This is a genomic window from Streptomyces rugosispiralis (genome assembly GCF_024505145.1).
Taxonomy (GTDB): Bacteria; Actinomycetota; Actinomycetes; order Streptomycetales; family Streptomycetaceae; genus Streptomyces; species Streptomyces rugosispiralis.
Genome location: NZ_JANIAA010000019.1, coordinates 91,967 through 110,995 on the forward strand (window position 1 = coordinate 91,967; position 19,029 = coordinate 110,995).

18 protein-coding genes are annotated in these 19,029 nt (G+C 73.2%); 6 read left to right on the forward strand and 12 right to left on the reverse strand.

Features of this window, described 5'->3' with window-relative positions; translation table 11 throughout:
- Nucleotides 1-14: 14 nt before the first annotated feature.
- A complete protein-coding gene (locus NP777_RS25970; protein ID WP_256652605.1) occupies nt 15-173 on the reverse strand; it encodes a hypothetical protein in 159 nt (52 codons plus the stop codon).
- A gap of 154 nt (nt 174-327) precedes the next feature.
- On the opposite strand from NP777_RS25970, the gene NP777_RS25975 reads away from it, so the two are divergent.
- The 3 genes from NP777_RS25975 to NP777_RS25985 are packed head-to-tail and all read left to right on the forward strand — an operon-like array spanning nt 328 to nt 2,064.
- Nucleotides 328-1,194, forward strand: coding sequence for a helix-turn-helix domain-containing protein (locus NP777_RS25975; RefSeq protein WP_256652606.1), 867 nt, complete (start codon nt 328-330; stop codon nt 1,192-1,194).
- Nucleotides 1,154-1,363: a DUF397 domain-containing protein gene (locus tag NP777_RS25980; protein WP_256652607.1), complete on the forward strand. Its 210-nt coding sequence runs from the start codon at nt 1,154-1,156 to the stop codon at nt 1,361-1,363. The genes NP777_RS25975 and NP777_RS25980 overlap by 41 nt, the downstream gene beginning before the upstream one ends.
- Nucleotides 1,360-2,064 (forward strand): type 1 glutamine amidotransferase, encoded by a 705-nt coding sequence (locus tag NP777_RS25985; RefSeq protein ID WP_256652608.1) that lies wholly within the window; start codon nt 1,360-1,362, stop codon nt 2,062-2,064. The genes NP777_RS25980 and NP777_RS25985 overlap by 4 nt, the downstream gene beginning before the upstream one ends.
- On the opposite strand, the gene NP777_RS25990 is transcribed toward NP777_RS25985, so the two are convergent.
- On the reverse strand, nt 2,046-2,810 hold the full coding sequence (locus NP777_RS25990; protein ID WP_256652609.1) for a sulfite exporter TauE/SafE family protein: 765 nt from the start codon (nt 2,808-2,810) through the stop codon (nt 2,046-2,048). The genes NP777_RS25985 and NP777_RS25990 overlap by 19 nt on opposite strands.
- Nucleotides 2,811-2,856: 46 nt before the next feature.
- The gene (locus tag NP777_RS25995; protein WP_256652610.1) at nt 2,857-3,438 is read right to left on the reverse strand and encodes a Uma2 family endonuclease; all 582 of its coding nucleotides are present in this window, start codon (nt 3,436-3,438) and stop codon (nt 2,857-2,859) included.
- A gap of 260 nt (nt 3,439-3,698) precedes the next feature.
- Here NP777_RS25995 and NP777_RS26000 point away from each other — a divergent pair, with 260 nt between their 5' ends.
- Both NP777_RS26000 and NP777_RS26005 read left to right on the forward strand, forming a co-directional pair.
- On the forward strand, nt 3,699-4,577 hold the full coding sequence (locus tag NP777_RS26000; RefSeq protein WP_256652611.1) for an AraC family transcriptional regulator: 879 nt from the start codon (nt 3,699-3,701) through the stop codon (nt 4,575-4,577).
- Between the two features lie 5 nt (nt 4,578-4,582).
- A complete protein-coding gene (locus tag NP777_RS26005; RefSeq protein ID WP_256652612.1) occupies nt 4,583-5,014 on the forward strand; it encodes a VOC family protein in 432 nt (143 codons plus the stop codon).
- Nucleotides 5,015-5,027: 13 nt separating this feature from the next.
- Here the strand turns inward: NP777_RS26005 and NP777_RS26010 are convergent, their stop codons facing one another.
- The 5 genes from NP777_RS26010 to NP777_RS26030 form a co-directional block, all read right to left on the reverse strand.
- A complete protein-coding gene (locus NP777_RS26010; RefSeq protein ID WP_256652613.1) occupies nt 5,028-6,251 on the reverse strand; it encodes a type III PLP-dependent enzyme in 1,224 nt (407 codons plus the stop codon).
- Nucleotides 6,248-8,089: an IucA/IucC family protein gene (locus tag NP777_RS26015; RefSeq protein WP_256652614.1), complete on the reverse strand. Its 1,842-nt coding sequence runs from the start codon at nt 8,087-8,089 to the stop codon at nt 6,248-6,250. The genes NP777_RS26010 and NP777_RS26015 overlap by 4 nt, the downstream gene beginning before the upstream one ends.
- A 108-nt stretch (nt 8,090-8,197) precedes the next feature.
- Nucleotides 8,198-10,273, reverse strand: a complete 2,076-nt coding sequence (locus NP777_RS26020) for an IucA/IucC family protein (RefSeq protein WP_256652615.1) — start codon at nt 10,271-10,273, stop codon at nt 8,198-8,200.
- Entirely contained in the window at nt 10,270-11,616 is a 1,347-nt protein-coding gene (locus NP777_RS26025; protein ID WP_256652616.1) for an ATP-grasp domain-containing protein, read from the reverse strand. Before NP777_RS26025 ends, NP777_RS26020 begins: the two co-directional genes overlap by 4 nt.
- 98 nt (nt 11,617-11,714) lie before the next feature.
- A complete protein-coding gene (locus tag NP777_RS26030) occupies nt 11,715-13,766 on the reverse strand; it encodes a carboxyl transferase domain-containing protein (RefSeq protein ID WP_256652617.1) in 2,052 nt (683 codons plus the stop codon).
- A 223-nt stretch (nt 13,767-13,989) separates the two neighbouring features.
- Here NP777_RS26030 and NP777_RS26035 point away from each other — a divergent pair, with 223 nt between their 5' ends.
- Nucleotides 13,990-15,078, forward strand: coding sequence for a lytic polysaccharide monooxygenase auxiliary activity family 9 protein (locus tag NP777_RS26035; RefSeq protein ID WP_305890127.1), 1,089 nt, complete (start codon nt 13,990-13,992; stop codon nt 15,076-15,078).
- Between the two features lie 102 nt (nt 15,079-15,180).
- On the opposite strand, the gene NP777_RS26040 is transcribed toward NP777_RS26035, so the two are convergent.
- From NP777_RS26040 to NP777_RS26055, 4 genes are all read right to left on the reverse strand, one after another.
- Entirely contained in the window at nt 15,181-15,834 is a 654-nt protein-coding gene (locus NP777_RS26040; protein ID WP_256652618.1) for a TetR/AcrR family transcriptional regulator, read from the reverse strand.
- 36 nt (nt 15,835-15,870) lie between these two features.
- Complete coding sequence (locus tag NP777_RS26045; protein ID WP_256652619.1) at nt 15,871-16,857, reverse strand: MBL fold metallo-hydrolase; 987 nt, start codon at nt 16,855-16,857, stop codon at nt 15,871-15,873.
- Nucleotides 16,854-18,236, reverse strand: a complete 1,383-nt coding sequence (locus NP777_RS26050) for an MFS transporter (protein ID WP_256652620.1) — start codon at nt 18,234-18,236, stop codon at nt 16,854-16,856. The genes NP777_RS26045 and NP777_RS26050 overlap by 4 nt, the downstream gene beginning before the upstream one ends.
- A gap of 265 nt (nt 18,237-18,501) precedes the next feature.
- A complete protein-coding gene (locus NP777_RS26055; protein ID WP_256652621.1) occupies nt 18,502-19,017 on the reverse strand; it encodes a MarR family winged helix-turn-helix transcriptional regulator in 516 nt (171 codons plus the stop codon).
- Nucleotides 19,018-19,029: the final 12 nt, after the last annotated feature.

A 19,029-nucleotide genomic window follows, 5' to 3' on the forward strand; every position in this document is an offset into this window, starting at 1 on the left:
ATAATGCAGCTGCATTACAGGTCCGCACTCCCTCGATGGCGCGGGCAGCGGCAGGGCGGGTACTGGCTGGACCGCAGGGGTTCGAGCTTGTCCTTGACCACCACGACGACCCTGCCCAGCTCCTGCGTCACGACCGCGCCGTCCGGCGAGACGCGGTAGACGCGCATCGTCATCCGTGGAGCGGTGGATTCGGTGTGTGAGAACACGTTGACCTGTCTTTCCGGTTCGGCCAATTACGTTGTGTGCACACACCGTTGCGTTCCGGCGCGTAGGCTGGAAAGAGGCGACAAGTCCCAGCCAAGATCGCGGGACAAGAGGGGATGCACCATGCCGTTCCAGCCACGCGAACTTTTTCCCGACCGCTCCGCACGCGACCTCTTCGGCGCGGAGATCCGCCGCCACCGAGAGAAGGCGGACATGTCGTTACGGCGGCTGTCCGAGGTGCTGAACTACAGCAAATCGCATCTGGCCCGGATCGAGGCGGCCGAGTCCCTGCCGTACGACGACCTTCCGTCGAAGCTGGATGCGTGCTTTGGGACAGATGGGATGTTCGCGCGGTTGTATGCGCTGGCGAAGAACGAGCCGTTCCCGGGGAAGTACCGACGAGTTGCTGAGGTGGATAGCCGGGCGATCGTGGTCGAGGAGTACACGTGCGTCACCATCCCTGGGCTACTCCAGACCGCCGAACTCGCGAGGGAGTCGCTGCGGATCGGACACCGCCACGCTCCGGACGCGGAAATCGAGGCGTTGGTCAAGGCTCGCCTCGACCGGCAGGCACGATTGGATCAGCCTCATCCGCCGGAGTGCTGGTTCATCGTGGATGAAGCGGCGTTGCGCCGCCCGGCGGGAGGACCGGAGGTGATGCAGCGCCAGATGGAGTCCCTGCTTGAGCGCGGGACGCATCCGTTCGTGACCCTTCAGGTCCTGCCGTTCAGTGCGGGCCATCATGTGGAAGCGGGCAATTCCCTCACGCTCTACACGCTGCCGGACGGGCCGATGCTGGCCTACAAGGAAGGCAGTCACTTCGGGACGATCATCGAAGATAAGGACGTAGTTGCGAAGCTCCGGAAGAACTACGATCTGCTACGGGCCATGGCCCTCTCGCCCCGTGACTCCGAGGCGATGATCCGAGCTGCGATGAAGGACTGGACTCATGGCGACGACACCAAACCTGAGCACCACCGCCTGGCGTAAGAGCAGCTACAGCAACAACGACGGAGGGATGTGCGTCGAGGTCGCCGACAACCTCCCCGGCGTCGTCCCCGTACGTGACTCCAAGGACCCCGACGGGCCCGTCCTCATATTCCCGAACGGCTCGTGGAGCACCTTCATAGCGGGCCTGAAGGAGAAGGCAGGTATGTGAGCCGCCTCCTCGTCGTCCGCAACGCGGAACGCAGTGGGCCAGGGCGACTGCGGCCGTGGTGGGGGGAGATGGGGCTGACGGTCGTCGAAACCGATGGCGCGTCGGCCCCCGCGTCCCCGGAGGGGTTCGACGCGGTGGTCCTGCTCGGTGGTGGCTTCCTGCCGGATGCCGACGCGTACGCGCCCTGGCTACCGGCCGAACGGGAACTCGCCAGGCGTGCCATCGCCGAGGGCGTCCCGTTGCTGGGGATCTGTCTGGGGGCCCAGGTGCTCGCCGTCGCGGCGGGTGGGACAGTGCTCGGCGATCACGGTCGGCCCGAACGGGGCTCATGTGCCGTGCGGTTGCGGCCCGAGGCCGACGCCGACGCACTGTTCGCCGGGGTACCGCGTGAGTTCCGGGCCATTCAGAACCATCGTGACCAGATCACCGCGCTTCCCCTCGGCGCCGTCTGGCTCGCATCGAGCGACGCCTGTCCGGTGCAGGCGTTCCGGATGGGCGAACGGGCCTGGGGCGTGCAGTTTCATCCGGAGGTGGGGGCGGACCGCCTCGACGGCTGGGACGAAGCCGCCCTGGCCGACGCGGGCCTGGACCTGCGCACGCTCCGGGCCGAGGCCGAGCGGGTCGAGCCGGAGTCCGTACGTACGGCACGGCGGCTGGCGGCGAACTTCGCCGATGTGGTCCTTCAGCGCAGCAGCAACTGAAGTCCGCCCAGCACCGTCGCCGCGATCACCAGCCGCTCGAAAAGCTTCTGGTTGATCCGGTCCACGCACGCCTTACCGATGTACGCACCGGGCAGGACGAAGAGCACCAGCAGCGCGTCCAGGAGCAGGGAGCGGCCGTCGATCAGGCCGAGGCTGACGCTGAAGGGCACCTTGGCGACGTTGACGATCAGGAAGAACCACGCCGAGGTGCCCAGGAAGCCCAGCTTCCGGAAGCCGGCGGAGAGCAGGTAGAGCGACATCACGGGGCCGCCCGCGTTGGCCACCATCGTGGTGAAGCCGCCGAGCACCCCGTACGAACCGGCCTTGAGCCGTGCGCCCGCCCCGTCGGCGGCCGGGGCCTCCGGGGCCGCCACCCGGGCGGCCGCGCGGCGCCGCCACATCGTGACGCCCGCCATCAGCAGCAGGATCGCGCCGATGGAGGTCCGCACCTCCGCGTCTCCGGCCCACAGCATGAACACCGTCCCCACCGCGACTCCGGCCGCGACGGCGGGGAACAGCCGCACCAGGGTCCCCCAGTGCGCATGGCGACGGTAGGTGCGCACGGCGAGCACATCGCCGACGATCAGCAGGGGCAGCAGCACACCGGTCGACTCCCGGGCCGGAAGCACCGCCGCGAAGATCGCGAGGCTGACGGTGTTGGCGCCGCTGACGGCGGTCTTCGAGAAGCCGACGAGTATGGATGCCGCCGCGAGCGCGGCGAACTCCCAGAGGGTAACGGTGTACATGCCACGGAATCATTCCAGGCCACCGCAACCCCCGGAGCCAGAGCCCTCAGCGCACCCAGTCCTGGAGCGGCTCGGTGTCCAGCGTCACGCCGACCGGTGCGGGCAGCGTGAGCGGCTTGCCGAACGGCACGGTCTTGGTGGTCTCGTACCGGACCCCGTCGGGCTCGCTGAACACGGTGACCTCACCGGCCTCCCGGTCGACCAGCAGATACACCGGAATGCCCGTCTCGGCGTAGGCGCGTGGCTTCTCCACCCGGTCCCTGCGGTCGGTGTCGGAGTCGTACGAGGTGACCTCCACGACCATCAGGACGGAATCGGCGTCGGCCCACTCCCCATGGCCGACGAACGCGTCACTGTGGGCGAGGGTCCCATCGGGGCGGGCGTGGCCGTTGCGGTACGTCTCGACCTTGAGGCCCTGGTCATGCAGCCACAGCTCGGGATGGGCCTGAATGCAGATCCGCGCCAGCCACTGGATGATCCGCCCATGGCCGCCATCAGGTCTCGGCGTAACCCCGATCTTCCCGTTGAGGAACTCCCACCGCGTCCCCTCCGCCGCGCGGGCCGCCAGCCGCGCGCACGCCTCGAACTCTTCCGGCAGCATCTGCGCACGATCGTGGGTCACGGTCATGAGCTCGCAGCGTAGCCGCTCTCAGCGGCCAGGCGGATCTTTCCCCTCCCCGCCCCTTCCCGATACCAGGGACTCCGCCCCCGGACCCCGGGGCCTGGGGCGGAGCCCCGCCTTCCAGCCCCTCCAGGGGGCTTCCAGCCCCTCCGGCGATTGAGGAGCGGGGGCTGGGGCGGAGCCCCAGTTGTGGGAAGGGGCGGGGAGGGGAACAGCCCGCCGCAGGCGTCGGGCCAGCTGTCAGAGGGGCGGGTGATACTGGGCGCATGAGCAGCCAGGAGTTCGTGCGGGCCAGGGGCGGGCTCGGGCATGGGCTCGGGGGGATGGTGGTGACGGCGGTCGGCTATCGGTCCCAGGGGGCGGCGCCGACGCTGCACCGGGGGCTGCCCTCGCCCTATCTGACGCTGATCTTTTCCCTCGACGGGCCCGTCGTCGGCGGCGTCACGCCCGAGCAGGCGCGGGGGCCCGATGCCTCGCGGACCGAGATCGTCGTGGGCGGCCTGCACCAGCGACCGGCGTATATCGTCCAGCCCGGCCGCGAGGCCGGAGTGCAGCTCGCGGTGCATCCGCTGGCGGCGCGCACGCTGCTGGGGCTTCCGGCCGGTGCGCTCGCCTCTGACGACGATCTGGTCACCTCCGGGGCGGATGTGCTGGGCAAGCGGGCCACCGAGATTCACGAGCGGCTGTGCGAGCAGCAGGCGTGGGAGGACCGGTTCGCCACGCTCGGTGCGTATCTGCGGGAGCGCGCGGCCGAGGGCGAGGACCGAAACCCGGTGCGGAGCGAGGTCGGCGAGGCGTGGGCCTGGCTGGCCCGGCATCGGGGGGCCGGGACGCTGACGGGCCTCGCCGAGCATGTGTCGCTCAGCCCGCGCCGGCTGACCAGCGTGTTCCGCGCCGAGACGGGGCTGAGCCCCAAGCAGGCGGCCCGGCTCATGCGGTTCCAGCACGCCAGGAACGCGGTGGTCCGGGCCATCGCGGCGGGCCGGGCGCCGGATCTGGCCCGGGTCGCCGCCGACTGCGGCTACTTCGACCACTCCCACCTGGTGCGTGACTTCCGTCAGTACACCGGGGTGAGCCCGACCGCCTGGCTGGCCGAAGAGTGCCGGAATATCCAAGCCGGGGGCCATCTCTACGGCGAAGAGTAGAGCCCATGAACACCGCACCGAACCAGCAGCAGACACAGCAGCGCGAACCCGCCATCTGGCCCACACTCCAGGCCCATGACGCCGTCGCCCTGATCGACTTCCTGGTCGAGACGGTCGGCTTCCTGCGCACGGCCGTCTACCAGGACGGCGACCGCGTCGCCCACGCCCAGCTCGACTGGCCCGAGGGCGGCGGCGTCATGCTCGGCTCGTACGACCCTGAGACCAAGACCTGGTGCCTGGAGCCGGGCACCTTCGGGGCGTACGTCGTCACCGACCACGTCGACGCGCTGTACGAGCGGCTCACGGCGGCCGGTGTGCGGGTGCTCCGGCCGATCGAGGACCAGCCCTACGGCAGCCGTGAGTTCGCCATCGCCGACCCGGAGGGCAACAAGTGGTCCTTCGGCACCTACCGGGGCGAGCCCCGGCCCGCCGAGTGACCGCTCTCCGCCCTCATTCCTCCAGGTAGTGGAAGCCCGGCCGGGGGTGCATCAGGAACTCGTGGTGCGAGATGTTCCACGCGTACGCGCCCGCCATCGCGAAGGCCACCCGGTCCCCCACCCGCAGCTCCGCGACCGGGATCCGCCCGGCCAGCACGTCCTTGGGGGTGCACAGCTGGCCGACCAGCGTGACCGGCTCGTCCCGTACGGCCGGGCGCGCCCACGGCCGGGTCCACACGGTGTCCGTGGGGAGCACCTGGAAGGGCTGGTCGTGCTGTTTGGTGGCGGGGGTGCGGATGTGGTGGGTGCCGCCGCGCACCACCGCGAACGCCTCGCCGCCGCTGTGCTTGATGTCCAGCACCTCGGTCACGTACCAGCCGCAGTAGACGGTCAGCGCCCGGCCGGGCTCGATCCGCAGGGTGAGACCGGGGTGGCGCAGGGCGAGGTCCGCCATGCCCTGGCCGTAGGCGGCCCAGTCGAAGCGGCGGTCGGGGTGGGCGTAGTCCACGCCCATCCCGCCGCCGACGTTCACCTCGGTGAGGCCCAGGCCGTGGCGTTCGGACAGCTTCCGCGCCCAGTCGGTGATCGCCGCCGCCACGGCGACCTGCGCCGGGGCGTCGAGGCCGCTGGCGAGGTGGGCGTGGATGCCGCGCAGGCGGAGCGGGCCGCCCGGGGAGAGCCGGGGGAGGCAGCGTTCCACGGCCTCGGGGTCGAGCCCGAAGGGGCTGGGGCGGCCGCCCATGGCGAGCGCCGCGCCGCCCAGCGCCGCGCCGAGCACCCCTTCGCCGTCCACCCGCTCACCGTCCAGGGGGAGGTTGACGCGCAGGAGGACGTCCACGGTGTCGATCCCCGCGTCCTCCGCCGCCCCGGCCAGCAGCCGCAGTTCCTGCTCGCTCTCCACATGGAACCGCTCCACACCCAGCGTCAGCGCCCGCCGCAGCTCCCCCTCGGTCTTGCCCGGCCCGCCGAAGGCCAGCGGCGCCCCGGGCACGGCCGCGCGAACATGGTCCACCTCACCGCCGGAGGCGACCTCGTAGCCGGTGACGTGGGGCGCGAGGGCCCGGAGGACGGCGGGCGCCGGGTTGGCCTTCGCGGCGTAGTACAGCTCCAGGCCCGGCGGCAGCGCGTCCCGTACGGCCCGCGCGTGCGCGCGGAGCGCGGTCAGGTCGTAGACGTAGGCGGGCAGGTCGTCGCCGGTGAGTTCCGTGGCGAGGGTACGGACGGCGGAGGTGATCAACGGCTGCTCCCGGGGTGCATGACGTGGGCCGCCTCGGACAGCAGGGCGGAGGCGAGCGGACTGGCGATACGGACATAGCCCGCGTGGCGGTCGGCCCGGCGGCCCCAGCGGGTGAGGAGGTTGGCCTTGGCGGGCAGCGGCACGCCCGCCACGAGGGCGCGCAGCGCGGGCGGGTGGTCATGGGCCGCCGAGCGCTCGCACAGCACCCGGCGGACCGCCGACCAGAGCGCGGGCTCCAGACCCGGGCAGCGGTCGGCGAGGGCGGCCACCATCTCGGCGATGTGGTTGACCAGCAGGCAGTACACCACCCGGTCCCAGCCGCGCTCCCGCTCGTACGTCAGCGGGCGGGCCACCGCCTCGGGCAGCGCGGCGAGCGCGGCGGTGTGGTGCTCGGGCACCAGCTTGGTGCCCTCCAGATCGCGGAAGAGCACCTGGCGCGGGGTGCCGTCGGCGGGGTCGACGCCGATGACGACGTTCTGGAGGTGGGGTTCGAGGACCACGCCGTGGTCGAAGTAGGCGGCCAGTACGGGCGGTACGAGCAGGTCCAGATACGCCTGCCACCAGGCGGAGAGCCGGTCGGGGCCGGCGTCGGGGAGGAGCCGGGAGATCTGGGCGGCGCTGGTCGGGTACTCATCGGCGACGGCCGCCGCGAGCAGCGCGGTCAGGCCGGGCCGCAGCCGGGCGGCCAGCCCTTCGCGGACGATCACCCCGAAGCCCTCGATCAGCTGACGGTCGCCGCCGTCGCCGCCGCCGTCGCCGCTGTCGCCGCTGTCGCCGCTGTCGCTGTCGCTGTCGCTGTCGCTGTCGAGGTCGCTGTCGAGGTCCAGCGTCCGGTACGCGGGCTCGCGCAGCAGCTCACAGCCGGGGAAGCGGGCGGCGAGATCGGTGGCGACCGGTTCCAGCAGCCGGGTCAGGGCGACCGCGCCGGACAGCTCGTAGTCGGCGTTCTTGCGCAGGCAGTTGGTGATCCGCACGTTCAGGCTGAACTTGAGGAAGTCCCGGCCGTCGTAGAGCGTACGGACCGACGCGGTCGGCGCGAACTCCGCGCCGCCCGGCCCGAGGTCCAGCACCTCGCCCCGGGCGATGGCCGCCCGCAGCAGCCGGTGTTCGCGCAGCATCGCGTACTGCCACGGGTGCGCGGGCAGCAGCCGGTAGCCCTCGGGAACGGCGCCCTGCCGGTCCAGCGCGGCGAGCGCCCCGGGCCGCGCCGACTCCTCGCGCACGTACTCCTGGCGTACGGCGAGGTGGTGCAGCGGGAAGCGCGCCCCGGCCTCGGGGGCGAACCGCGACCAGGAGTCGGCGCTGCCGGTGCGGGCCTTGGGGGTGGGGTGGAAGCGGTGGCCGAAGAGGAGGGACTGCTCGGAGGCGAGGTAGAGGTCCTGGGCGCGGTCGGGGCGGTCGGCGCGGTCACTCATGGCGCTCCGGTCCTCCAGTGCCTCCAGGGACTCCAGTGCCTCCAGGGACTCCCGGGCGGCCGTCATCCCCGCGTGGCTGGAGGCGACCTGGCCCAGGAACTCGTCGTTGTGCACCCCCGTGCGCAGCTGCAGCTCCCGGTGGATCCGCTCGGCCAGCCCGCGCCAGGACACCTCGGCCCACGTACCGTCGCGCTCCTCGCTGACCGGCCCGGTGAAGCGGTGCGCCCCGATGAGGGAGGTGCGCCGCAGCCCGACGCGCAGCAGCACTCCGCAGCGCGGCAGCCTCAGCCGCAGCCATCCGTCGGCCACGACGGTCTGGTGCTCCGGTCCCGACACCTCACGGAGCAGACAGTTGAGGAGGGTGTGGGCGGTGGCGTGGTCGGCGGAGGCCACGGTCGCGGCGGGCGAGGAGGTCATGGGCATGGAGCGGCTCCAACGGGTGCGGAGGAGAGAGGTACGGAGGGAAGTGCGAGGAGGGGTACGGGGGTTCCGGGGTTCGGTTCGAGGGCGGGGGCGGATCGGGCGCGGCGGTCATCTGCCGCGTCCCCGCAGCAGATAGTTGGGCCCGGTGACGTAGTGCTTGTTGATGTCGGCGGCGCCCGAGCGCTCCTTGGTGAACAAGGTGCCGGCGGTGACCATCGCCTTGACCGGCAGCCGGTCCGCGTCCAGCACCCGGCTGCGCAGCAGCGCGGCGGCCGCGCCGGGCCGGGTGACGGCGAGCCGGTCGACGGCGTCGGTGAGCCGGTCGCGCAGCCGCCGCAGCAGGGTGTCGAGCGGGGCCCGGCCGAGGCGGGCGAGCTCGAAGGCGGGGGCGGCGGCGCAGAGGTGGACGGTGATGGTGGTGAACACATCGGCCACCGGCCCGTCGCCTGACGTCAGGATCCTGCGGTCGTCGAATCCGCACAGGTCGGCGGCCGGTCCTCCGCCGACCATGGCGGCGAGGCGTATCGCGTGGACGCGGGGGCCGTCGTGGTCCTTGATGAGCAGCCGGAGCCGGGGCACCGCACCGCCGTTCGCGCTGCCGCCCTCGAAGACCAGCGAGGTGTTCTGCTGATGGGATTCCAGCGCGATGCCGTACGCGAAGAGGGTGGTGTGGAAGTCGAACAGCAGCGTGAGGTAGTCGTCCAGCAGGGCGAGGACGTCCCCGCCGTAGTGGCGTTCGGCGAGCCCGTCGATGACGAGCGTGCCGTCCGGGGCGGGCGCGAGGAGCCCGGCCAGCGGCACGATGGTGGCGTTCTCCAGGCCGGGTGGGTAGCGGCGGACGAGCGTGGCGAGCAGCTCGTGTCCGGCGTGGAGGTGGGTGGTCTCGTCGGCGAGCAGCACGGTGGCGCCGAACCTCGGCTCGCGCTCGATCACGGCCTCCACGAGCCGCTGCGCCACTTCGCCGTCGATCAGCGTGCCGGGTTTGACGGTCCGCCGGTTGCGCCGGCCCAGGGTGGAGGTGGTGAGGGGCAGCTTGAGGTGGACGAGGGGGTCGGCGGCGAGGTCGTCGGCGACGGCCACGGTCCGCATGGAGAGGGTGGGCCGTACGTCCAGCAGGGGGCGCTCGGCGAGCCGGGCGACGTCTTGGAGCCCGGCCGCGCGGAGGGCGTTCTCCAGCGGGGGGCCGAGGGTGAGCGGATGCACGGGGAGGGCGAGCTGCCCGTCGCCCGGCCCGAGCCCGAGCCCGAGGTCGAGCCCGAGGTCGAGGTCGAGGTCGAGGTCGCCGGGCGTGGGCCACCAGTCGGGCAGCCGCGCCGGATCCCCGGACACCGCCTCGCGCGGGAGGATGAGCCAGCGCAGCGGAAAGGTGGGGTGGAACTCGGGTGCGTGGGCGCGTAATTGCTCCTCGCTGAAGACGGCCCGCCCCCGGCTGGTCGGATAGACCGGATGGTCGCGGAAGGCGGCGAGCGTGTCATACGCGAGGGCCCCGGCCATCCCGCCCCACCGCTCCCCGTACCGCGCGCCCAACTCGGCGACGACGCGGGGCCGCACGCGGGTGTGCAGCCGCATGGCGTCGAGCGCCTGCCGGCACTCCGCCACGAAGACGTCGTAGAGCGCGCGGTCCTCGTCGGGCACGGCACCCCGCAGCCGCCCGAGGACGGCATCGAGCCCGGTGAGCACGGCCCGGGGCGGACGGCCGGACGAGCCACCCGGACCGGGCGCGGACGGTGGCGCGACCCCGCCACCGCCCTCGTCCCGGACGCGGTCCCGGCCGACGACGCCCGATGCCGCCCCTGTGACGCACGGGCGGCCGGGCACGGCCGACGTCGCGTGAGCGCCCGAGCCCGGGTGGCCCTCAGCAGAACCGGGGCCGGGCGGGCCAGGCTCGGCGCCACCCGGCGGGGCCAGGGCCTGCTCGCCGGGCGCGGGCACGGGCGCGGGCACGGGCACGGGCACGCAGAGCAGGCGGACCGGGCGGCGGGTGCGGATGTCGCACTGGAAGCCTTCGGGTTCCACCGGGAGCAGCACGCTCTCGCCCCCCTCAAGCCCCTTGAGCGCGATGCGAATGCGCAGCCAGTCGCCGTCGGCGCGCCGCACCGGGACGGCGTGGCTGCGCAGCTTGTAGGCGTCCTCTCGGAGGAGCGTGTCGAGCACCCGTCCGAGAAGCTCCGCTTCCTCCGTCACACGATCTCCCATCGGTGGGCCGCGAGGAACCGCGCCACCGCCGCGTCGATCCGCCCCTGGTCGGTGCCGGTGGCCCGGAGCACGCCGAGGAAGTCGCGGTTGGTGCGGTGGAGCGAGTGCTCCTCGCCGATCCCGCGCAGCGGCCGGTAGTCCAGCCGTACGCCGTCGTGCTCGGTCACACTGGCCGGAGGGGCGGAGGCGAGCCGCCCGGCGCGGTCGGCCATGACGTACTCCATGCGCACCCTGCCGTCGGTCCGCGCGCCGAGGTCGTCCGGCAGCGGCTCGCCCATATGCGTACGGAGGACGTACTCGAAGAGGGGGATGCCGAGGAGTTCGGCGAGCACGAGGTCGCACTGGTCGCCTATGGCACGGTAGTTGACCTCGATGAGGCGGGCCCGGTCCCCCTGGACGACGTACTCGGTGTGGCATACGCCGAAGCCGACGCCCAGCGCCCGCAGTTGCGCCAGCACCTGGTCGGTGTGCGGCTGCGGCGGCGGGGCGGGCAGCAGGTGCAGCCGTTCCTCGATGAAGTGCGGGGGCGGCGAGAGCTCGGTGCGGAAGGCGCCGAGGACGTGGAGGGTGCGGCCGTCGCCGAGGGTTTCGAGGGTGCGCAGCTCGCCGTCGAGGAACTCCTCGACGACCAGGGCCGCGCCCGGCCGCCGCTCCCGTATCTCGGCGCAGCGCCGGACCAGTTCATCCGCGTCGGCGACGAGGACGACGTCCTCGCTGGCCACGCCCTCGCGCGGTTTGAGCACACAGGGGTAGGGCGCGTCGAGCCCGGCGAGGGCGGCGGGGTCCTGGCCGGTGGCGAGTTCGGCGGACCAGACGGGGTCGGCGACGTCCGGTCCCGCGGCGGCGAGGGCGCGGCGCAGCTCGGCCTTGTTCTTGGTGCGCAGCGCGGCGCGCCAGTCCTTGCCCGGGAGGCCGAAGTACTGGGCGGCGAGGGCGGCCTGGGCCTGGAGGTGGTCGCTGTTGGTGAAGACGGCGCGGGGGCGGCGGCCGTCGGCGGCGATACGGCTGATGACCTCGGCGTAGTCCCGTACGTCACAGGGGACGATGTCGAGGGCGGGGAAGGAGTGCGGGGGCGCACCGTCTTCTTCCCGTCGACCGTAGGCACGCTCATGGGCCTCCGGCTGGTCGGTGAGGAGGGTGACCGCGAGGCCGAGCCGAGCCGCCGCGGGGAGGAAGCCCTCGGTGACGGAGTCGGTGGGGTTGCGGGCGAGGAGGTGGAGCCGGGGCGGCCGGGGGGCGGGGGCGGCCGGGGCCGCCGGGGCCGCCTGGGAGCCATGGAGGGCAGGGGAGGAGAACGGCCGTGACGCCGCGTCGAGATCATTCTCGTTCACGGCCCGAGATTAGGTTAGGCATGCCTAAGACCGCTAATTCGGCGTTCCGGTCCGCCCGTTTGGCCCTGATTAGCCGTCAAGATCGTCAACGCTCGGCGTCAACGGGGCAGCCCGATACGGCGATGCCGGGCGCGACGCGCGGCGAGCCGCTCGTCCGGGTCCTGGGCGCGGAGGGCGGCGAGTTCGGCCCCGAGGAGTTGGCCGAGGCGGCTGAGGAAGATATCGGGCGCCCCGGGGCCCTCCGCGGCCTCGGAGGCGTCCTCCTCGACGATGCGATCGACGATGCCCTGGGCGAGGAGGTCGGCGGAACGTACGCCCTGGCGGGCGGCGACCTCGTACGCCCGCTCGGTGGTGCGGTGGAGGATCGCGGACGCGCCCTCGGGCGGCAGCGGCGACAGCCAGGCGTGGCGCGCCGCCACGACCCGGTCGGCGGGCAGCAGCGCGAGCGCTGCGCCACCGGCGCCCTGGCCGAGCAGCAGACAGAGGGTGGGCGCGGGCAGGGTCACCATGTCGGCGAGGCACCGCGCTATCTCCGCCGCCAGCCCGCCCTCCTCGGCCTCGCGGCTGAGCGCGGCGCCCGCGGTGTCGATGACGGTGAGCAGCGGCAGCCCGAGTTCGGCGGCGATCCGCATCCCGCGCCGCGCGGTCCGCAGCCCGGCCGGCCCGAGCGCCTGCCCCTCCCCCGGCCCCTCGGCGGTCTCGCCCTTACGGGCGCTGCGCCGGTTGTGCCCGAGCACGACGCAGGGCGTCCCCCCGACCCGGGCGAGCGCGAGCAACAACCCGGGATCGTGCTCACCAGCCCCCGTACCGCTGAGCGGACTCACATCGTCGGCGGCCACCCGCAACAAATCCCGCACCCCGGGCCGCTCCACCCGCCGGGAGGCCCGTATCGACACTTCCGCAGACGGCACGACGGCCTCCGTGTCCTCGTCGGGTACCCCGGATGCCCCGGGTGCCCAGGGTGCCCCGGGTGCGGATGTCATGGAGCCGCCCGGCGCCTCCGGTGCCCCACCGGGGGCGAGCCCGGCGGAGGCGCCGCTCCCCGGTCGACCAGCGGCGCCCGCCTCGGCGGGCCCGGACACGGCACCTCCACGCCGCCCGTGCTCCCCCGCCACCGGCCCGGGGCCGGAGGCCGGGGCCGAGGCCCCGCCCTCCACACCCCCGGGCGCCCCACCGGCCCCGGCAGAGGCGGCAAGCGCGGCCTGATCGCGGGCGGCCGACACACCCCCGGCGGGTCCGGCCGCACCGCCACGCTCACTGCCGCCCCCGGCAGACGATCCCCCGCCACCGGGCACGTCACCCGGCGCGCCGGGATCCGCCTCGGCGGCCCCGGCCCCGGCGCCCGCCGCGGCGGGCCCGGACACGGCACCCCCACGCCGCCCGTGCTCCCCCGCCACCGGCCCGGGGCCGGAGGCCGGGGCGGGGGTGCCCGCGCAGAGCACCCTCAGCACTCGTGCCGCCACGCCCGACAGGCGACTGTGCGGGAGGACCGCGTCGATCAGGCCGTGGTTCATCAGGTTCTCGGCGTTCTGGACGCCGGGCGGGAACTCCTCGCCGTACAGGGCCTCGTGCACCCGTGGGCCCATGAAGCCGATGAGGGCGCCCGGCTCGGCGGCGGTGACGTGGCCCAGGGAGCCCCAGGAGGCGAGGACGCCGCCGGTGGTGGGGTGGCGGAGGTGGACCAGGTACGGCAGGCCCGCGGCCTTGTGGTCCGTGATCGCCGCGGCCACCTTCACCATCTGCAGGAACGCGACCGTACCCTCCTGCATCCGGGTGCCGCCCGACGCCGGTGCCGCCAGCAGCGGCAGCCGCTCCGCCGTGGCCCGCTCCACGGCCCGTACCAGCCGCTCCCCCGCGGCGACGCCTATCGAACCCGCCAGGAAGCGGAACTCGCAGGCGATCAGCGCCACCCTGCGCCCCTCGATACGGCCCTCACCGGTGATGACCGACTCGTCCAGCCCGGTGCGCTCCCGTGCCCGTTCCAGGTCGGCCCGGTACTCGGGGTCGTCCGTCGTGATCTCCACCGGTTCGTCCCAGCCGTGCCAGCCGCCGGGGTCGACGATGGCCTCGATCAGCTCACGGGCCGACGGGCGGGAGGCGCGGGGGGCGCCCGTGGCGCCCGTGGCGCGGGGCGAGTTCGTACCGGTCATATGTGTCACCCTTCCACGCCATCGACCCCCCGCAATCATCGGCGATCACCTCTGGTGGATCACCTCGGGTGTCGCCGCGGCCCGCCCAGTCTCAGCTCCGCCTGAGCTGCTCCTTAACGGCGCCATAAGACCGGTGAGGAGGCCCCTGGGCGGGGCTAGCGTGCTGCGCGTCACCCCCCACCGGTCACCCCCACCGGTCCCCCCACCGAAGGAGTCCCCGACGATGACCGCTCGTGCGACCGTCTCCCGTAGAACCGCCCGCATCGCCGTGCTCGGCATGGTTCCGCTCGCCCTCACCGCGCTGAGCGCGGACCCGGCCGCCGCGCACGGTTCGATGACGGACCCGGTCAGCCGGGTGTCGGCGTGTTTCGCGGAGGGGCCGGAGAGCCCGGACTCGGCGGCCTGCAAGGCGGCCGTGCAGGCGGGCGGCACCCAGGCGCTCTACGACTGGAACGAGGTCAACATCCCGGACGCCGCCGGGCGCCACAAGCAGATCATCCCGGACGGAAAGCTGTGCAGCGCGGGCCGCGACAAGTACAAGGGCCTGGACCTGCCGCGCGCCGACTGGCCCGCCACCGCCATGACGGCCGGTGAGCACACCTTCGCCTACCGGGCCACCGCGCCCCACCGGGGCAGCTTCGAGCTGTACATCACCAAGGACGGCTACGACCCGACGAAGCCGCTGACCTGGGCGGACCTGGAGGCTGAGCCGTTCGCCAAGGTCACCGACCCCACACTGAAGGACGGGAGTTACGTCTTCTCGGGGAAGGTGCCGGGCAAGTCGGGCCGCCATCTGATCTACAGCGTCTGGCAGCGCTCGGACAGCCCGGAGGCGTTCTACACCTGCTCGGACGTGACCTTCGGCGGAGGGGCCGCCGCGGCCAAGGGCGCCGGGACGAAGGCGGGTTCCGCACCCACCGCCACCGCGCCCGATGACGCCCAGATAGCGGCGGGCGCCGAGAAGTCCACGGTCGATCACCACGGCCACGGCGGTGACAGCGGCGCCGAGGCCAACCACCAGCCGGAGGCGGCGGAGGCGGCGGAGGCGGCGGACGAGAAGGGCACGGAGGGGGACCACCCCGAGGCCAAGAACGCCGAGGTCCTGGCCGCGAGCAGCGGGCCGGAGGGCTCGCAGGACTCACAGGACTCACAGAGCGGCAGCGCCGCCGACGGGCAGCGCCTCGCCGAGACCGGCGGCGACGGATCCACCGGCCCCATGGCCATCGGCGGCGCCGCGGTCCTCGCCGCCGGCGCGGCCGTGCTGTTCGCCGTCGCCAACCGCCGCAAGACCGTACGCCGCGGCCGCGGCTGAGGCCCTGGGGCGCCGCTGCTGCCGCCGCCGTAGGCGTCCGCGGCGGCCGATCGGACTGAGTCGGTTCCGGGGGGATGACGGCACTCCCCGGGACCGGCTCGCCTACACGCCGGCCGCCCGCGCGTCGGCCGCCCGCGCGCCGGCCGCCCGCGCGGACGGTGCGTGCCAGGCGGCGAGGGCGGCGTCCGCCGCGGCATGCAGATCCCGGGCGGGCGTGCCGTCGCACACCTGAGTGGAGACGCCGAGCAGGAAGCCGTGGATCATGGATGTGAAACCGTCCACGTCGGTTTCTCCGGCGAGTTCCCCCGTCGCGACGCCACGGACGACGCACGCTCTGATGCGTGCCCGGTCCATCGCACGGCGCGCCGCGATCGTGCGGCGCACCGCGGCATCGTCGTCCCCGGGCGCCCGGACGATGCCCGACAGGGCTACCAGGCAGCCGCGCGGGTGGGAGGTGTCGGTCTGCATGTCGATGGATCCGTGCAGCATCCGGGCGACGGCCTCGCGCGGGCTCAGGGCTTCGTCGGCGATGACGTCGGTGACGCTGCCCGGCCCGGCGAGGTAGTGCTCCACCGCCCGCTCGAACAGACCCTGTTTCGAACCGAACGCACCGTACAGGCTTGCCGAGGACAGGCCGGTGGCCTCCCGGAGCTGGGCCATCGATGTCGCTTCATAGCCCTGCTCCCAGAACAGCCGCATCGCGGCTTCCAGGACGCCCTCGATGACGAAGGCGCGGGGGCGGCCGGCGGGGGACACGGCATACCTCCTCCATAAAGGAACGATCAGTCCAGTTTAGCGGGCGGGGACGCCGGATGAGGAAGCATCTGTCCCGTCGCTCCAGGGGCGCCAGCGGCCGGAGCCGTCGACGGTTCCCAGCTGCTGGTCGGCGAAGTGGACACCGAAGCCGTAGACCCCGTCCCGGGCCAGGTACTCCACGAGCCGGCGCCGTGACCGTTCGGCCTCGCTCCGGTCGGTGTCGAGAACGACTTCCCAGTCCGGGTGCTGGACCTGGACCGGTGAGTGCATGGCGTCGCCGAAGGCCACGACCTCCCGGCCGTCGCCGGTGTCGAGGATCCAGGCGGTGTGCCCGGGGGTGTGCCCGGGAAGGGACCACGCGCGGACGCCGTACGCGATCTCGGTCCCGTCGGCCACGACCACGGTGCGTTCGTCCTGGCCGGCCAGTATCGGGCCGGTCCCCGGCGGGACGCTCTCCAGTTCGCCCTTGCCGACCATCCAGCGCGCTTTGGTGAAGAGGCTCCGCGGATCCTCGACCGCGTCGGGCCGGGCCCACCCGGTGTGGTCGCCGTGGAAGTGGGTGAAGGCCACCGTCTCCAGCTCGGCCGGGTCCACGCCGAGCGTCGCCAGCGACCCGGGCAGGTCCCGTACATGGCCGAAGGCGTGCTGGAAGTGTTCCGGGTCCTCGCCCGATATGCGGCCATGACCTGCGTCGATGAGCAGGCGGCCGCCGCCCCGCTCGACGAGCAGCGCACCGCACCCCATGGGCAGGTGGCCCGCCTCGGTCATATGCGTGCGGTGCGCGTGCCAGTCCTCCTCGACGGAGGCCGGGTAGACCCGGGTCGGGATCATGTCGACGCCCGCGTCGGGAACGTAGCTCAAGGTGAGTTCGCCCAGGGTGCGTGTCCAGATGGCGGGGAGCCGGAATCCCGAGTCGTCGCCGCCTTCGACGCTTTTCGTCGTGGGGTGCCGCTCATGCCGTGCCACGGGGTCGTGCCTTTCGTGTTCGTGTGTGCCGTACGGGGTGGTGGGTGGTCCGCTCACGGCGCGCTCCTCGCCGCCCGGCCGCGGTCGACGCCCGCGCCCCGGTCGACGCCCGCGCCCACCGGGTGCCGCACGGCCGCCGACGGGGCGGCCGGTGGTTCGGCCAGCGGTTCAGCCAGCGGTTCGGCGGGGCTGGGGTGGACCAGCTCCAGGATCCAGATCCCGGCCCCGGCCAGCGCGATGACCAGGCCGAGCGCGCTCACGCCCAGCCACCCCACGAGCGGGTACAGCGCCGCGGTCAGCGCCGAGGCGACGGTGGCCCCGGCGAACGCGGACACCATGAGGGCCGTCGTCACGCGGCTTCGAGCGTGCGGGACCCGGCGGTAGATCGCGCTCTGGTGGCTGATCAACAGGGACTGCTGGGCGAGGTTGAGCACGATGATGCCGACGGTCAGCGCGATCACGCCGCTCGGCCCACCCACTCCGGCGACGGCCAGCACGGGCCAGCTCACGGCCAGCAGGACCAGTCCGCCCGTGGTCACCCGACGGCCGTGTCCGCGGTCGACGAGCCGGCCGGTCTTCGCCGCCGCGGCGGCTCCGACGACCCCGGCCAGGCCGAACAGGCCGATGACGGCGGGCCCGAACTCGTACCGCGGGCCGGCCAGCAGGAACGACGACGCGGTCCACAGCACGGTGAAGCAGCCCATGCCGACCGCCGCCAGGGCCATGCGCCTGCGCAGCAGCGATTCGCCGCGCACCAGCGCGAGCACCGAGCGCAGCAGTTGAGGGTAGGTGCTGCTCTCCGACCGCGGAACAGGGCGCAGGACCAGCCGCAGGGTGACCGCCAGGGCCGCCATCAGGACCGCGGCGAAGACGAACACCAGTCGCCAGTCGCCGATCTGGGCGAGCACCCCGGCGACGGTACGCGCGATCATGATCCCGATCAGCAGCCCGCTCATCACGGTGCCCACCGCCGATCCGCGCTGGTGGTCCGGCGCCAGCGACGCGGCCATGGGCACCACGATCTGCGCCACCGCCGAGGTCGCCCCGACCACCGCGATCGCGGCGAGCAGCAGCCCCAGCGACGGGGACGCCGCCGCACCGAGGAGCGCGAGGGCGCTCAGGCCCAGCAGCACGGTCACCAGGCGGCGCCTTTCCAGTACGTCCCCCAGGGGCACCAGCAGCGCAAGCGAGAGCGCATAGCCGATCTGCGAGACGGTGACCACCAGGCCACCGGCCCCCTGGGACACCCCGAGCGCCCGCGATATCACGGGCAGCAAGGGCTGGGCGTAGTAGATGTTCGCCACCGCCGCGCCGCACACCACGGCCAGCAGCAGCACCGTGGCCCGGCTCAGGGTCGCGGGGCCGGCGCCGGGCCCGTCGGCGGGCGCTGTGCGAGGGCGGGGCGCGCCGCTCACGATGAATTGTGGATCGTTCATGCCGTAATTCCTACTCCGGCACCTCGCGAGCGTCAACAAAATTACGGAGTGATCGATCCGAATGTGGTGCGGTTCACCTCTCCACCGGCTTTTCAGCGGCCTTTCAGCGGCCTTTCAGCGGAAGAAGTCCAGGTTGCCGGCGGCCCAGCGGCGGAACGGACGGCCGGGGCGGCCGGTCAGCCGCTCGGTGGAGCGTGCCGGCGGCGCGCACGTTCGAGCAGCTCGTTGATCGCCACCTCGCGGAGCGCTCCTGAAGCGTTCCCGCTCACGCCTCCTCGGCCAGCGCCGCATCCAGGGCCGCCGTCAGCCGCCGGACCCGCGCCTGGAGATCCACCGCCTCCTCCAGACCGAGGCCGCTGGCCTCGATCGCCGCCAGGGGTACGCCCTGGGCGCGCCCCTTCAGCGCCTCCCCCTCCACCGTGAGCCGGACCGTCACCGAGCGCTCGTCGTGCGCGCTGCGCTCGCGCTGGACGAGTCCGGCCGACTGCATCCGCTTGAGCAGCGGCGAGAGGGTGCCGGAGTCCAGCCGCAGGTACTCCCCCAGCCGCTTGACCGGCATCTCCCCGTGCTCCCAGAGCACCAGCATGGCCAGGTACTGCGGATAGGTCAGCCCCGTGTCGCGCAGCACCCGGCGGTAGAGGCTGTCGAAGGCGCGGGAGGCGGCGTGCAGGGTGAAGCAGAGCTGCCGATCGAGCCGGAGCAGCTCACCGGAGGGCCGCGACTCGGGGGCGGCGGTGCGGTCGGCGGTGCTGTCAGTGGTGCGGTCGGACTGGTGTGACATGCCTCCAGCGTA

Coding starts and splice junctions, on each gene's coding strand:
- NP777_RS26030 (WP_256652617.1), bottom strand. CDS start 13,766: ATGACCGGTACGAACTCGCCCCGCGCCACGGGCGCCACGGGCGCCCCC.
- NP777_RS25990 (WP_256652609.1), bottom strand. CDS start 2,810: ATGTACACCGTTACCCTCTGGGAGTTCGCCGCGCTCGCGGCGGCATCC.
- NP777_RS25980 (WP_256652607.1), top strand. CDS start 1,154: ATGGCGACGACACCAAACCTGAGCACCACCGCCTGGCGTAAGAGCAGC.
- NP777_RS25970 (WP_256652605.1), bottom strand. CDS start 173: ATGACGATGCGCGTCTACCGCGTCTCGCCGGACGGCGCGGTCGTGACG.
- NP777_RS26050 (WP_256652620.1), bottom strand. CDS start 18,236: ATGAACGATCCACAATTCATCGTGAGCGGCGCGCCCCGCCCTCGCACA.
- NP777_RS25995 (WP_256652610.1), bottom strand. CDS start 3,438: ATGACCGTGACCCACGATCGTGCGCAGATGCTGCCGGAAGAGTTCGAG.
- NP777_RS26005 (WP_256652612.1), top strand. CDS start 4,583: ATGAACACCGCACCGAACCAGCAGCAGACACAGCAGCGCGAACCCGCC.
- NP777_RS26000 (WP_256652611.1), top strand. CDS start 3,699: ATGAGCAGCCAGGAGTTCGTGCGGGCCAGGGGCGGGCTCGGGCATGGG.
- NP777_RS26015 (WP_256652614.1), bottom strand. CDS start 8,089: ATGCCCATGACCTCCTCGCCCGCCGCGACCGTGGCCTCCGCCGACCAC.
- NP777_RS26035 (WP_305890127.1), top strand. CDS start 13,990: ATGACCGCTCGTGCGACCGTCTCCCGTAGAACCGCCCGCATCGCCGTG.
- NP777_RS25975 (WP_256652606.1), top strand. CDS start 328: ATGCCGTTCCAGCCACGCGAACTTTTTCCCGACCGCTCCGCACGCGAC.
- NP777_RS26055 (WP_256652621.1), bottom strand. CDS start 19,017: ATGTCACACCAGTCCGACCGCACCACTGACAGCACCGCCGACCGCACC.